The 14,325-nt window shown below is 71.8% G+C and carries 13 protein-coding genes; 8 read left to right on the top strand and 5 right to left on the bottom strand.

Features of this window, described 5'->3' with window-relative positions; genetic code table 11:
• Positions 1–353 precede the first annotated feature (353 nt).
• Positions 354–1,124 (bottom strand): DUF1768 domain-containing protein, encoded by a 771-nt coding sequence (locus AB0O36_RS02225; protein ID WP_365102793.1) that lies wholly within the window; start codon positions 1,122–1,124, stop codon positions 354–356.
• A 736-nt stretch (positions 1,125–1,860) separates the two neighbouring features.
• A complete protein-coding gene (locus tag AB0O36_RS02230; protein WP_365102795.1) occupies positions 1,861–2,160 on the bottom strand; it encodes a YciI family protein in 300 nt (99 codons plus the stop codon).
• Positions 2,161–2,186: 26 nt separating this feature from the next.
• On the opposite strand from AB0O36_RS02230, the gene AB0O36_RS02235 reads away from it, so the two are divergent.
• A complete protein-coding gene (locus tag AB0O36_RS02235) occupies positions 2,187–2,864 on the top strand; it encodes an endonuclease V (protein ID WP_365102798.1) in 678 nt (225 codons plus the stop codon).
• Between the two features lie 89 nt (positions 2,865–2,953).
• Here the strand turns inward: AB0O36_RS02235 and AB0O36_RS02240 are convergent, their stop codons facing one another.
• Positions 2,954–4,156 carry a saccharopine dehydrogenase NADP-binding domain-containing protein gene (locus tag AB0O36_RS02240; RefSeq protein ID WP_365102801.1) on the bottom strand — a complete coding sequence of 401 codons (1,203 nt, stop codon included), beginning with the start codon at positions 4,154–4,156 and terminating at the stop codon, positions 2,954–2,956.
• Between the two features lie 82 nt (positions 4,157–4,238).
• On the opposite strand from AB0O36_RS02240, the gene AB0O36_RS02245 reads away from it, so the two are divergent.
• From AB0O36_RS02245 to AB0O36_RS02270, 6 genes are all read left to right on the top strand, one after another.
• Entirely contained in the window at positions 4,239–4,667 is a 429-nt protein-coding gene (locus AB0O36_RS02245) for an MmcQ/YjbR family DNA-binding protein (RefSeq protein ID WP_365102804.1), read from the top strand.
• A 101-nt stretch (positions 4,668–4,768) separates the two neighbouring features.
• Entirely contained in the window at positions 4,769–6,094 is a 1,326-nt protein-coding gene (locus AB0O36_RS02250) for a CaiB/BaiF CoA-transferase family protein (RefSeq protein WP_365102806.1), read from the top strand.
• Entirely contained in the window at positions 6,094–7,119 is a 1,026-nt protein-coding gene (locus tag AB0O36_RS02255) for an LLM class F420-dependent oxidoreductase (protein WP_365102808.1), read from the top strand. Before AB0O36_RS02250 ends, AB0O36_RS02255 begins: the two co-directional genes overlap by 1 nt.
• Positions 7,120–7,133: 14 nt before the next feature.
• Complete coding sequence (locus tag AB0O36_RS02260; RefSeq protein WP_365102811.1) at positions 7,134–8,276, top strand: acyl-CoA dehydrogenase family protein; 1,143 nt, start codon at positions 7,134–7,136, stop codon at positions 8,274–8,276.
• 20 nt (positions 8,277–8,296) lie between these two features.
• On the top strand, positions 8,297–9,511 hold the full coding sequence (locus tag AB0O36_RS02265; protein ID WP_365102814.1) for an acetyl-CoA C-acetyltransferase: 1,215 nt from the start codon (positions 8,297–8,299) through the stop codon (positions 9,509–9,511).
• Positions 9,512–9,557: 46 nt separating this feature from the next.
• Entirely contained in the window at positions 9,558–11,726 is a 2,169-nt protein-coding gene (locus AB0O36_RS02270) for a 3-hydroxyacyl-CoA dehydrogenase NAD-binding domain-containing protein (RefSeq protein WP_365102816.1), read from the top strand.
• A gap of 19 nt (positions 11,727–11,745) precedes the next feature.
• Here AB0O36_RS02270 and AB0O36_RS02275 read toward each other — a convergent pair whose 3' ends face one another.
• Positions 11,746–12,438 (bottom strand): 1,4-alpha-glucan branching protein, encoded by a 693-nt coding sequence (locus AB0O36_RS02275; protein ID WP_365102819.1) that lies wholly within the window; start codon positions 12,436–12,438, stop codon positions 11,746–11,748.
• Positions 12,439–12,588: 150 nt separating this feature from the next.
• Here AB0O36_RS02275 and AB0O36_RS02280 point away from each other — a divergent pair, with 150 nt between their 5' ends.
• Positions 12,589–13,479, top strand: coding sequence for a hypothetical protein (locus tag AB0O36_RS02280; protein WP_365102822.1), 891 nt, complete (start codon positions 12,589–12,591; stop codon positions 13,477–13,479).
• Positions 13,480–13,509: 30 nt separating this feature from the next.
• Here AB0O36_RS02280 and AB0O36_RS02285 read toward each other — a convergent pair whose 3' ends face one another.
• Positions 13,510–14,253: a MerR family transcriptional regulator gene (locus AB0O36_RS02285; protein ID WP_365102824.1), complete on the bottom strand. Its 744-nt coding sequence runs from the start codon at positions 14,251–14,253 to the stop codon at positions 13,510–13,512.
• Between the last annotated feature and the right edge of the window lie 72 nt (positions 14,254–14,325).

Here is a 14,325-nt window from a genome sequence, read left to right on the forward strand (position 1 = left end):
GCCTGCCGGCCCCGCAACGACAAGGACTGTCGGGCCGCCCCCGGGGGACGGCACGGGGGGACCCAAGGCCATCCTGCTCTGGCGTTGGCGGGTACGAGCAGCGGCTGCCGCTCGGCCAGCCGCCCTCCGGGCGGAAGCAGAATCTCTGTCGTCAGGATGACTGCACGCCAGCGCGTCCAGGGCGCCCCAGATCGCTACGTGCTCCTGCTGATCAGCGGATTCGGCCCGTCAGGGGCCGGACATAAGCCGCCGTCGATCGCTACGTGCGCATGGGGGAATGGCGGCTGATGGGCCGTCGCTCTTCGGACCGACCAGATGGGGGTGATCCGTCATCGATCGTTACGTGGTGCTGCTCAGTCGGCGGCGGACAGGCTCAGTTCGGAGCGGATCAGTTCGAGGAGGTGGGGGAGGCGCGCTTTCCAGTAGGGGGAGGCCGGGTGGGCGTAGTGGAGGGGGGCGTCGCCGGTGGAGAGGAGCGCTTCGGCGAGGTCGGGGTGTTGGGAGATTTTCGTACGGAGGAGTCCGGCCAGCACGGATAGCCGGGTGCCGGGGGAGTGGTCCTGGGCGGCGGTCAGCAGGTCCGTGATGTCGAGGTCGGGGAGGGCGACGGTGTGGGGTGCCGGCGTGGGGCGGGCGTCTTCCGCACGGATGAAGTAGTCGAGGGTCTGCTGGTGCATGAAGGCGGTGACCACCGGGCCGTCGCCATCGACGGCTTGCCCCGTGTCGGTGGTGAGGATGCGGAGAGGGCGGTCCTGACGGTCTATGTCACCGAGTACGTGGATCCGGAGGTGTGGGGGGACCTTCAGGTAGGCCGCGCGCAGCGCGAGGCGGTTGGGTTCCGTGGGTTCGTCGCGGTAGCGGTGGATCGCGTCCCAGCAGCGGTCCGTGCTCGTCGGACGGCTGTTGAGAGCGTCGATGCGGTCCGTGACCTCCAGGATGAATCCATCCGGAGTGACCGGCGCGGGACGGCGGGACCGCCATCTCGACGGCTCGGGCGGCAGGTTGCGGTGGGCCGGATCGGTTGGTGAGATGCGGCCGGAGAGCATGAGCCGTTTCAGGCCGGACACGTCGGTGAGCCCGTCACAGCGGAGGGCGCCGTCGGCGAAGGCGAACAGGTCTTCCACCTGATACGCACTGCCCCACCCGCGACGCCACACGTGACACCACTCGCCGTCGACTCTCTCCCCGTCGACCAGCCGATATGTAGGTCCCCGCCACCTCATGGGTGCACGTTATCGCCGCCCTGTGGCCGCAGGCCCCGGCGGTCGGCATCTGCAGGTCGTCGTGGCGCCATGGGCGGCTGCCTGTGGTCCTGACCCAAGGCGGCCCATCGGCCGCCGAGACGGCAGGAGTATGTAGCGATCGACGGCGGCTCTGGCCGCCTCTCTGATCGGCCCGAGCACGGACGGCCCGTCAGCCGCCATTCCCCGAATGCGCATGTAGCGATTTGGGGCGCCCTGGCCGCCCTTTCGTGCAGTGATCCCGTCGACTGGGATTCGGCTTCCCGCCCGGAGGGCGGCCGGCCGAGCGGAGCTGCTGCCCGTGCCCTCCGGAGCCGATGACGACTGGCCTTGGGTCCCCCCGTGCCGTCCTCCGGGGGCGGCCCGACAGTCCTTGTCGTTGCGGGGCCGGCAGGCCTGTCAAGGGTGGCCCAACGGGCCATCGCCCTCCGGGCGACGCGACGAAGGAGCGCCCTTGACAGGACTGACGGACCCGTAATGACACTGGGACTGACGGGCCACCCCCGGGCACCACCTGATTCCGCCCAGGCGAAGCACCAGCACACGCCCGACCCCACCCGCCAACCAATCGGCTCCGATCGTCTCCGGTCGGTCGGTTGGTCGCCTCTTCCCGGCCGCCTCAGACCGTCGGGATTTCCTTCACCGTCGACAGGTCCGAGGACGTCCTCGTCGCGATGAATTCCGTGATGCGGTATGTGCAGACGTTCGCGACCACGAAGGGGTCCTCCGCCGCGATCTTCTCGATCTCGGTGCGCGAGACGCCGCCTGCCAGGATGACGCCGCCGTCCCTCGGTACCTTGCGGCCCGAGGCCAGGAAGATGCCCGCCGCGTACTGGTCGTCGAGCCACGCCGTGTGGGCGTCCATCTCCTCCTCGACGGATTCGATGGGGGCCGTGTAGGTCAACTCCATTACGAACATGATCGTCAGGCTACTCTCGTCGCATCATGACGAGCGTGAAAACCCCCGCCGACGAGGCCGAGGCCCGGGCGATACAAGACGAACTGCGTAGTCTCGTGATATTCGGCGAGGACGGGCCGGCCGTCGGCCAGGGGCTCGTCGCCGGTGTGGACGTCGCGTACGACGACGAGCGGGACCTCGTCGCGGCGGCCGCAGTGGTCCTCGACGCCGCCACGCTGGACGTCGTCGAGGAGGCGACGGCCGTCGGGCACGTCAGCTTCCCCTACGTCCCCGGCCTGCTCGCCTTCCGCGAGCTGCCCACCGTCCTCGCCGCGCTCGACGCGCTCACCGCCGCCCCCGACCTCGTCGTTTGCGACGGCTACGGTCTCGCGCACCCGCGCCGCTTCGGACTGGCCTGCCACCTCGGGGTGGTGACCGGGCTGCCCGCCATGGGCGTGGCGAAGAACCCCTTCACCTTCACCTACGAGGAGCCGGGCGCGCAGCGCGGCAGCGTCTCCCCCCTCCTCGCCCCCGACGGCGCCGAGGTGGGCCGGGCGGTGCGCACCCAGGACGGCATCAAGCCGGTCTACGTGTCCGTCGGACATCGCATCTCGCTCGACAACGCCTGTGCGCACGCCCTTGCGCTGAGCCCCCGCTACCGGATCCCCGAAACCACCCGGCTGGCCGACTCACTCTGCCGGAGGGCCCTCCGGGACGCCGGCTGAGCAGATCGGTCCGGTCAGCCCGACAGCAGCATGGTCAGCCCGAAATCACCACCGTCGGCCCGACAGGCCCGGCAGGCCCGACCACCCCGTCACCCCCGCCCCTCCCGTACGTCCGCCACCCGGAACCGGATGCCCGCCCGCTGGAGCCGGTCCAGCAGGGCGTCGCCCATCGCGACCGCCGTGGTCAGTTGGCCGGCGGTGGTGGGCAGGTCGTCGTGGGCGAGGCAGAGTACGGACTCGGCCAGCATCTTCGCGGTCTCCCCGTAGCCCGGGTCGCCGCCCGAGACCTCGGTGAACACCCGGCGGCCGCCGCCCTCGCCGACGAAGCGGACGCGGAACCAGCTGCGCGCCCGGCGCTCCGCGTCCGGGCCCTGGCCCGGCTCCCAGCGGCTCATCAGCCAGCGCCGGGCCGGCGGCACCTGGGCCAGTGCCGCCACCGTGCCGACCGCGGCCACGCCGCCCAGGGCCACGGGAAGGTGGGCCACCGAGGCGTAGTGCCGGTACCGGAAGTCCGGCCCGTAGCGCTCCAGCGCGGCCGCCGACCGGGTCACGATCCGCGGGTCGAGGGTGGGCAGTGGCAGGGCCCAGGTGCCGGTCTCCCGGCTGAACCGCGGGGCGCCGACCGGCCCCCGGGCGCGGCGGCCCAGCAGCCGCGGCTCGTGCAGCCGCCGGTCCCGGGCCGCGGACAGGGTCTGCGGGCCGCGGCCGAGGGCGGTGAGCGCCGAGGCGAGGGTGCCGCCCGAGAACAGGCCCCCGCCGCTCATGAATCCGTCGACGGTCAGCGGAACGCCCTCGGGCAGCTGTCGGACGGTGAAGTACGCGCCCAGGTCGGCGGGTACGGAGTCGAAGCCGCAGGCGTGCACGATCCGGGCGCCGGTCTCGCGGGCCCGCGCGTCGTGGTCGACGTAGGTCCGGTCGACGAACTCCGGTTCGCCGGTGAGGTCGACGTAATCGGTGCCCGCCTCGGCGCAGGCGGCGACGAGTTCGTTGCCGTACCAGACGTACGGGCCCACGGTGGTGGCCAGCACCCGGGTGGCGGAGGCCAGTTCCCGTACGGCTTCCGGGTCGGTCGCGTCCGCGCGCAGCAGCGGCAGCTTCGCGCAGTCGGGGTTCAGTGCGGCGAGCCGGTCGCGGAGGCGTTCCAGCTTGCGCGTGTCGCGGCCCGCGATCGCCCACCGGCAGCCGGCCGGGGCGTGCTCCGCGAGGTACTCGGCGGTCAGTGCGCCCACGAACCCGGTCGCCCCGAAGAGCACCACGTCGTAAGCGCGTTGTGGCGCGTCCTGCCTGTTCATCCCCGCTCCTCCCAACTGGTGTCGGTGGCTGAGGCTAGCGTGAGCCCCGGCTGTCCGTGCGAGCAGGTGTGACCTGCGGTAAATGGAGGTGTCGGTGAAGGCTGCGGTGCGCAAGTGGGAGAAGGTCCGAGAGTTTGCGCGCGGGCTGCCCGAGGCCGCGGAGGAGTATCCCTGGGGCCCGGAGGACTGCGTGGTCAAGGTCAACAAGAAGATCTTCGTCTTCCTGGGTGACGCGGACGGCCCCGGAGCGCCGGGCGTGTCCGTGAAGCTGAAGGACGAGACGCTGCACGGGCACGCCATGGCCGCTCCCGGGGCCGAGCCGACCGGCTACGGGCTCGGTAGGGCCGGCTGGGTGACCGTGCCGCTGGGGGAGGAGGGCGCACCCGGCGCCGAGGTGCTGTGCGAGTGGGTGGAGGAGAGCTACCGGGCGGTGGCCCTCAAGCGCCACATCAGGGAACTGGACGAGCGCGCCGCCCCGGGCCGCGGGGGTTCCGGTTCGTCCGGCCGGTAGGACCCGCGACTCGCGTCGAGGGCTTGTGCTGAGTGGAACGTGTTCCTAGCATCACTGGTGTTACATCAGTTGTGTCACATACGCGGCTACCTGGGGGCCCGATGGCAGTGACAGGGAACGGCGCAGCGAACGGCGCAGCGAACCGGACAGGCAACGGCACGGCACCCGGCCCGCAGCCGGGCGGCCCCCTGGCCGGCGTCCGCGTCCTGGAGCTCGCCGGAATCGGCCCCGGTCCGTTCGCCGCCATGCTCCTCGCCGACCTGGGTGCCGACGTGGTCCGCGTGGACCGCCCAGGCGGCGGCGGGCTCGCGGTCAACCCCGCGTACGACGTCACCAACCGCGGCAAGCGCTCCGTACTGCTCGACCTCAAGTCCGCCGACGGGCCGGCCCGGGTGCTCGACCTGGTGGAGCGCGCGGACATCCTGATCGAGGGCTTCCGTCCCGGCGTCGCCGAGCGCCTCGGGGTCGGCCCCGCCGAGTGCCACGCGCGCAACCCCCGACTGGTGTACGGGCGGATGACCGGCTGGGGCCAGGAGGGCCCGCTCGCCCACAGCGCCGGGCACGACATCGCCTACATCGCGGTCACCGGCGCGCTCGGCATGATCGGCAACCCGGGCGAGCCCCCGGCCGTCCCCGCCAACCTGGTCGGCGACTACGCCGGCGGCTCGCTCTACCTGGTCGTCGGCGTCCTCGCCGCCCTCCAGCACGCCCGTACCCCCGGCGGCACCGGCCAGGTCGTCGACGCCGCGATCGTCGACGGCACCGCGCACCTCACCGCCATGATCCACGGGATGATGGCGGCCGGCGGCTGGCAGGACCGGCGCGGGGCCAACCTGCTCGACGGCGGCTGCCCCTTCTACGGCACCTACGAGACCTCCGACGGCGGCCACATGGCGGTCGGTGCGCTGGAGCAGCAGTTCTACGACACGTTCACCGAGCTGCTCGGCATCGCCGACCAGGCCCCGGCCCGCAAGGACCTGGCCCGCTGGGGCGAGCTGCGGGAGGCCGTCGCCGCCCGCTTCAGGACCCGTACGCGGGACGAGTGGACGGCGGTGTTCGAGGGGACGGACGCCTGTGTGGCGCCGGTGCTCTCGCTCCGCGAGGCCCCCGCGCACCCGCACCTCGCGGCCCGCGGCACCTTCACCGAGGCCGCGGGCATCGTGCAGCCCGCGCCCGCGCCGAGGTTCTCCGCCACCCCGGCCGCGGTCCCCGGCGGCCCGGCGCTGCCCGGCGCCGACACCGAGGCGGTCGCGCGAGACTGGGACGTACCGGCCCTGGCCGGGACCGGCGACGGGGCAGAGCGCGCCGCCGGGGCCGGGCCCGGCACCGAAAGCCGGCCCGCCGTCGAGGCCGAGCCCGGCAGCCGAGGCCGGCCCGCCCCCGCAGCCCGGCCCGCCGCCGGAGCGCAGCCCGGGAAGGACGCCTGATGGAACTGTCCATGCTGCTCGACTACGCCGGCGATCCGCGCCGCGCCGCCGACGAGGCCGCCGCCCTGGAAGCGGCCGGCCTGGACGCCGTCTGGGTCGCCGAGGCATGGGGCTTCGACTCCCCGACGATCATGGGCTACCTCGCCGCCCGCACCGAGCGGATGAAGATCGGCTCGGCGATCGTCAACGTCTACTCCCGCACGCCCGCCCTCATCGCGCAGACCGCCGCCGGACTCGACGCGCTCTCCGGCGGCCGTGCCCTGCTCGGCCTCGGCGCGTCCGGCCCGCAGGTGGTCGAGGGCTGGCACGGGAAGCCGTACGACCGCCCGCTCGGCCGGACCCGCGAGACCGTCGGGCTGTGCCGCCGGATCTGGCGCCGCGAGACCATCGACCACCACGGCATCACCGACATGCCGCTGCCGCCGGAGAAGGGCGGCCGGCACGGCAAGCCGCTGCGGATCCTCACCCGGCCGGTCCGGGACGCCATCCCCGTCTACGTCGCCTCGCTCGGCCCGGCCAACGTGGCGCTCACCGCCGAGATCGCCGACGGCTGGCTCCCCACCCTCTTCCTGCCCGAGAAGGCCCGGGAGGTCTGGGGCGCGCCCCTCGCCGAGGGGACCGCGAAGCGCGACCCGGCCCTCGGGCCGCTGCAGACGGTGGCCGGCGGACTGCTCGCCATCGGCGAGGACGCGGCCGCCGCCCGGGATCTGGCCCGCCCGCAGATCGCGCTGTACGTGGGCGGCATGGGCGCGGTGGGCAAGAACTTCTACAACGACCTCGCCGTCGCCTACGGCTACGGCAAGGAAGCCCGGACCATCCAGGAGCTGTACCTCTCCGGGCGCAAGCGGGACGCGGCGGCCGCCGTCCCCGACGAGTTCTGCGAGCTGATGACCCTCTGCGGGCCGGAGGGGTACGTGCGCGAGCGCATCGAGGCGTTCCGGGAAGCGGGGGTCACCATGCTCAACGTCACGCCCGTCGGGCCGGATCCGGCCCGGACCATCGAGACCGTCAAGAACTGGCTCTAGGGGGCAGGGGACACATGAAGCGCCGGATCTTCGAGGACGGGCACGAGGCGTTCCGCGCCACCGTGCGCACCTTCATCGCCAAGGAGGTGCTGCCGCACTACGAGCAGTGGGAGAAGGACGGCATCGTCAGCCGGGAGGCCTGGCTCGCGGCCGGCCGGCAGGGGCTGCTCGGTCTGGCCGTGCCGGAGGAGTACGGGGGCGGCGGCAATCCCGACTTCCGGTACGCGGCCGTGATCGCCGAGGAGTTCACCCGGGCCGGTGCCGCCGGGCTGGCCATCGGCCTGCACAACGACATCATCGGCCCCTACCTGACCACGCTGTCGACGGAGGAGCAGAAGCGCCGCTGGCTGCCCGGCTTCTGCTCCGGCGAGACGATCACCGCCATCGCCATGACCGAGCCGGGTGCCGGATCGGACCTCCAGGGCATCCGTACGACGGCCGAGGACCGGGGCGACCACTGGCTGCTCAACGGGTCCAAGACCTTCATCTCCAACGGGATCCTGGCCGACCTGGTCATCGTGGTCGCTCGGACCACCCCCGAGGGCGGGGCGAAGGGACTGTCCCTCCTGGTCGTCGAGCGCGGAGCCGAGGGCTTCGAGCGGGGCCGCAACCTCGACAAGATCGGCCAGAAGGCGCAGGACACCGCCGAACTGTTCTTCAACGACGTCCGCGTGCCCAAGGAGAACCTGCTGGGCGAGCTCAACGGAGCCTTCCTGCACCTGATGGGCAATCTCCCGCAGGAGCGGATGGGCATCGCGATGGCCGGGATCGCGGCTGCCGAGCACCTGCTGGAGATCACCACCGCGTACGTCAAGGAGCGGGAGGCGTTCGGGCGGCCGCTGTCCAAGCTGCAGCACATCCGCTTCGAGATCGCGGAGATGGCCACCGAGTGCGCCGTCACCCGTACCTTCCTCGACCGGTGCATCGTCGACCACTCCAACGGGGAACTGGACCACGTACACGCCTCGATGGCCAAGTGGTGGGCCACCGAACTGCAGAAACGCGTCGCGGACCGCTGCCTCCAGCTCCACGGCGGCTACGGCTACATGACCGAATACCGGGTCGCGCGGGCCTTCACCGACGGCCGCATCCAGACCATCTACGGCGGGACGACCGAGATCATGAAGGAGATCATCGGCCGTTCCCTGCTCGGCTAACCCCTCCGAAAGGCTTGACAGTGAGCAGCGAAGCTTACGTATACGACGCGATCCGCACCCCGCGGGGCCGCGGCAAGGCCAACGGCGCCCTGCACGGCACCAAGCCGATCGACCTGGTCGTCGGGCTCATCCAGGCGCTGCGCGAGCGGAACCCCGGACTGGACCCGGGCACCATCGACGACATCGTGCTCGGCGTGGTCGGCCCGGTCGGGGACCAGGGCTCGGACATCGCCCGGATCGCGGCCATCGCCGCCGGGCTGCCGGACACCGTGGCGGGCGTGCAGGAGAACCGCTTCTGTGCCTCCGGCCTGGAGGCCGTCAACCTGGCCGCGGCCAAGGTCCGCTCCGGCTGGGAGGACCTGGTCCTGGCCGGCGGCGTGGAGTCGATGTCCCGGGTGCCGATGGCCTCCGACGGCGGCGCCTGGTTCGCCGACCCGATGACCAACCACGTCGTCAACTTCGTGCCGCAGGGCATCGGCGCCGACCTGATCGCCACCATCGGCGGCTTCTCCCGCCGCGACGTGGACGAGTACGCCGCCCTGTCCCAGGAGCGGGCCGCCAACGCCTGGAAGGACGGCCGGTTCGCCAAGTCCGTCGTCCCGGTCCTGGACCGCAACGGCCTGGTGGTCCTCGACCACGACGAGCACATGCGCCCCGGCACCACCGCCGACTCGCTGGCCCGGCTGAAGCCGTCGTTCGCGGACATCGGCGACCTCGGCGGCTTCGACGCGGTGGCCCTGCAGAAGTACCACTGGGTCGAGAAGATCGACCACGTGCACCACGCCGGCAACTCCTCCGGCATCGTCGACGGCGCCTCGCTCGTCGCGATCGGCTCCCGCGAGGCGGGCGAGCGCAACGGCCTCACCCCGCGCGCCCGGATCGTCGCGGCCGCGGTCTCCGGCTCCGAGCCCACCATCATGCTCACCGGCCCCGCCCCGGCCACCCGCAAGGCGCTCGCCAAGGCCGGGCTGACCATCGACGACATCGACCTGGTCGAGATCAACGAGGCGTTCGCCGGAGTCGTGCTGCGGTTCGCCGCGGACATGGGCATCGGCCTGGACAAGATCAACGTCAACGGCGGTGCCATCGCCCTGGGCCACCCGCTCGGCGCGACCGGCGCGATGATCCTGGGCACCCTCGTCGACGAGCTGGAGCGCCAGGACAAGCGGTACGGGCTCGCCACCCTCTGCGTCGGCGGCGGCATGGGCATCGCCACCGTCGTCGAGCGCATCTGACCGGTCCCGCCCCGCCCGCCCGCGAACACTCACGGAGAAGACCCGAATGAGCAGCAACAGCACCATCCGCTGGGAGCAGGACGAGACCGGCGTCGTCACCCTCGTCCTGGACGACCCCAACCAGTCCGCGAACACCATGAACCAGGCGTTCAAGGACTCCATCGCCGCCGTCGCCGAACGAGCCGAGGCCGAGAAGGACTCCATCCGCGGCATCGTCTTCACCTCCGCCAAGAAGACCTTCTTCGCCGGCGGGGACCTCAAGGACATGGTCCGGCTGCGTCCCGAGGACGCGCAGCTCGCCTTCGACACCGGCAACGCCATCAAGGCGTCGCTGCGCCGCATCGAGACCCTCGGCAAGCCGGTGGTCGCCGCGATCAACGGCTCCGCCCTCGGCGGCGGTTACGAGATCTGCCTGGCCTCGCACCACCGGATCGCGCTGGACGTCCCCGGTTCGAAGATCGGGCTGCCCGAGGTCACCCTCGGCCTGCTGCCGGCCGGCGGCGGCGTCACCCGTACGGTCCGCCTGATGGGCATCGCCGACGCCCTGCTGAAGGTGCTGCTCCAGGGCACCCAGTACAACCCGCGGCGTGCGCTGGACAACGGTCTGGTCCACGAACTGGCCGCCACCCCGGAGGAGATGCTCGCCAAGGCCCGCGCCTTCATCGACGCGAACCCCGAGTCGAAGCAGCCCTGGGACGTGCCCGGCTACCGGATCCCCGGCGGCACCCCGGCCAACCCGAAGTTCGCCGCCAACCTGCCGGCCTTCCCGGCCAACCTGAAGAAGCAGCTGAACGGCGCCCCCTACCCGGCCCCGCGCAACATCCTCGCCTGTGCCGTCGAGGGCTCCCAGGTCGACTTCGAGACCGCCCAGACCATCGAGGCCCGTTACTTCACCGAGCTGGTCACCGGCCAGACCGCGAAGAACATGATCCAGGCGTTCTTCTTCGACCTCCAGGCCGTCAACGCCGGCCGCAGCCGCCCGCAGGGCGTCGAGCCGCGCAAGGTCACCAAGGTCGCCGTGCTCGGCGCGGGCATGATGGGCGCCGGCATTGCGTACTCCTGCGCCAAGGCGGGCATCGAGGTCGTCCTCAAGGACGTCACCGCCGAGGCCGCCGCGAAGGGCAAGGCGTACTCCGCGAGGCTGCTCGACAAGGCGCTGGCCAGGGGTCGTACGACCGAGGCCGGGCGGGCGGAGCTGCTGGCCCGGATCACCCCGACCGGGGACGCCGCCGACCTGGCGGGCTGCGACGCCGTCATCGAGGCCGTGTTCGAGGACACCGCGCTCAAGCACCGGGTGTTCCAGGAGATCCAGGACGTCGTGGCGCCCGACGCGCTGCTCTGCTCCAACACCTCCACCCTGCCCATCACGGGCCTGGCCGAAGGCGTCTCCCGGCCCGCCGACTTCATCGGCCTGCACTTCTTCTCGCCGGTCGACAAGATGCCGCTGGTGGAGATCATCAGGGGCGAGGGGACCGGCGACGAAGCCGTCGCCCGCGCCTTCGACCTGGTCCGGCAGATCGCCAAGACCCCCATCGTGGTCAACGACTCGCGCGGCTTCTTCACCTCCCGGGTCATCGGCCAGTTCATCAACGAGGGCGTGGCGATGGTCGGCGAGGGCATCGAGCCCGCCTCCGTGGAGCAGGCGGCCGCACAGGCCGGCTACCCGGCGAAGGTGCTCTCCCTGATGGACGAGCTGACCCTCACCCTGCCGCGGAAGATCCGCAACGAGACCCGCAAGGCCGCCGAGGCGGAGGGCCGCACCTGGACCGAGCACCCGGCGGACGTGGTCATCGACCGCATGGTCGACGAGTTCGAGCGCCCGGGCCGCAGCGGCGGCGCCGGCTTCTACGCGTACACGGACGGCAAGCGGGACCGGATCTGGCCGGGGCTGCGGGAGCACTTCACCAAGCCCGGCTACGAGATCCCGTTCGAGGACATGAAGGAGCGGATGCTCTTCGCGGAGGCCCTGGACACCGTCCGGTGCCTGGAGGAAGGGGTGCTCACCTCGGTCGCCGACGCCAACATCGGCTCCATCATGGGCATCGGCTTCCCGGCCTGGACCGGCGGCGTGCTCCAGTACATCAACGGCTACGAGGGCGGCCTGCCCGGCTTCGTGGCCCGCGCCCGCGACCTCGCCGCCACCTACGGCGAGCGGTTCACCCCGCCGGCCCTGCTGCTGCAGAAGGCCGAGCGGGGCGAGACCTTCACCGACTGAGGGCCGACGGCCCTGTGCGTCAGCGGCCCTGCGCGTCACCCGCCGTGCCGCGCAGGGCCGCGAACACCCCGCGCACCGTGCTGCCGTCGGGCGCGGTCCAGCCCGCGGTGACGTGGCCCCGTACGTCCGCCGCCGCGTCCCCGCCCGCACCGGGGCGCAGCCGGCGGGTCACCTCCAGGGTCAGCGGGCCGCCGTCCCCGTCCGCCGCCACCGCGATCGCGGTCCCGCCGGCCGTGTGCGACACGGCCGGCGCCGCGCCGGGGCCGGCCGTGAGACCCGGTCCCGCGTACGACGGGGTGACCGTGGGGTCGGGGGTGTCGGACTCGTTCTGGTGCTGCGCCTCGGCCTTCCCCTGGAGCAGTGCGAGCAGCTGCGCGACCAGCACCGGGTCGTGGGTGCCGTCGTAGATCCAGCGGAGCCCCAGCACGCCGTGCTCCGACGTGCCCACGAGGCCCTCCTCGGCCCCCTCCAGAGGCGCGGCCCGGTACGTCAGCGGGACCAGGTACGCCTCCGGTGCCGTACCGGAGGCGTCGGTGACCACCATGAACTCGATGCCCACCTCGCCCTCCGGGTCCTCCAGCCGGAAGCCGCCGGCCTTGGCCGGGTCCGGCACGACCCCCGCCGCGCCGCCGTACCACGGCTGCGAGGGGAGCCATGCGGCGATGAGCTCCAGCTTTCCGGGTTCCATCGTGGTCCTGTGGATGACTGCCATGGGCGCAAACCTACCGGCAGGAGCCCGGGATGCGGGGCCGCCGTACCCGGCGCACGATGGACTGGCACGCGTCCTTTTCGTGGCGGTGCACGGCTTGGGGGAGTACCTGTTCATGTACCAAGAACGGGGAGAATCATGAGGAAATCCCTGGTGGCCACCCTTGCCACGGCCACGCTGGCCGCAGTGCTGACGGCGCCGGCGACTCCCGCTTCCGCCTCGGCGTTCTGCGACCAGACCACCCCGAACACCTCGCTCTTCTTCTACAAGAAGAGCACGGGCGAGGCGGGAACGGGCACGCTGTCGGCGGGCCGCTGGCGCTACCGGGGCTCACTGAGCCTCCCCGCCGGGTACACGCACGCCGCCGCGAGCCGCGACTCCCTGCTGCTGTACAACGCGAACACCGGCGAAGGGGAGAGCGGAACGTTCACGGGAGGCCGGTACCAGCGCGTCCAGACCTACGACAACTTCGCAACCGGATGGACCCAGTTGGAGGCGTCCGGGGACTCGGTGCTGGCCTACAACTCCGGCAACGGCCGCGGAGGATCGGGAACGCTGAAGAACGGCAGGTACCGAGAGGTCCGTGCGTACGACAACTTCAGCACCGGATGGGCCTCCATGGCCGCTTCCTGCGACACGCTCGTGGCCACGACGGCCAGGAGGGGTTCGACCGAATTCCCCGAGAGCAACGTCGGGTTCGGAACGCTCCGGGGCGGTGTCTACCGGAACACGGGCAACAGGGACGGGGACGTGTTCCTGGGCACCTTGATCGCCACCCGGAACTCCGTCATGGGCCTGGCCAAGACCAGCAGCACACAACTCACGTACAAGGTCACCACGGCGGCGGAAGGCGACGTCGGCCAGTTCGAGGACATCGGCACGTCGGGCGTGTGGAACACGGTGGGCCGGACGGCGGACAGCCTGTTCTTCTACAAGACCGACGGCACGGCCTGGACCTCGACCCTCAACAACGGCACCTACCGCAACGTCGGCCCGCTGAGCGACGTCTCCCCGGGCTGGACGATCATTGAAGGTGGCGTGTGAGCCGGTAACTCCATTTCCCGCGGGCGGCGTTCACCCGGTCTCCGGGGAGAACGCCGCCCGCAGTTCGTCGCGCAGCGACCGCTGGAAAGAGGTCACGAGCGCCTGCACCACCAGCGGCTGCATGTGCGCGGACAGCGCCTTCATGGACTCCACCCGCTCCGGGTCGTCCTCGTCGCGGGTGAACGGCCCCCACACCTCGTCCCGGAACAGTGCCGTCAGCTCGTGCGCCGTCGCCCGCGCGTGCTCCATCAGGACCTTCCGCGCGGCCAGGATCGTCTCGTGCGCGATCGGCACGTCCAGCAGGGCCACCCCCAGCCGCAGCAGCGCCGGATCCACCCGGAAGCCGTCGCCGGCCGGGCCGATCACGTTCATCGCCGTCAGCCGGCGCACATCGGCGTCCGACAGGGACCGGCCGGCCCGTCCCTCCAGCTCCGCCCGCGAGGTCTCCTGCTCCGGGTCGGGCGCCCAGCTCGCCACCAGCGCCCGGTGAATGGCCAGGTCGTGGGCGCTCAGATCGTCCGGCAGGGCGTCCAGGTAGCGCTCGATCGCCGACAGGGTCATGCCCTGCAGCTGGAGCTCCTCGATCAGGGCCAGCCGCGACAGGTGCTCCGGCCCGTAGTGGCCCACCCGACGAGGTCCGATCACGGGAGGGGGCAAAAGCCCGCGCGTGCTGTAGAACCGTACGGTACGGACGGTGACACCGGCTCGCGCGGCGAGTTCGTCCACGGTCAGCGTGAGCGACGTGGGCGTCGGCTCCTGCGCCTGGCTGCTCATCGGCTGTGCCTCGCTCTCGCTCTCTGATCTGCGCCTCAGGTTCAACAGTATTGCTGTCGCACCAACGATGTG

The sequence above is a fragment of the Streptomyces sp. NPDC089799 genome, from assembly GCF_040684755.1.
GTDB lineage: Bacteria > Actinomycetota > Actinomycetes > Streptomycetales > Streptomycetaceae > Streptomyces.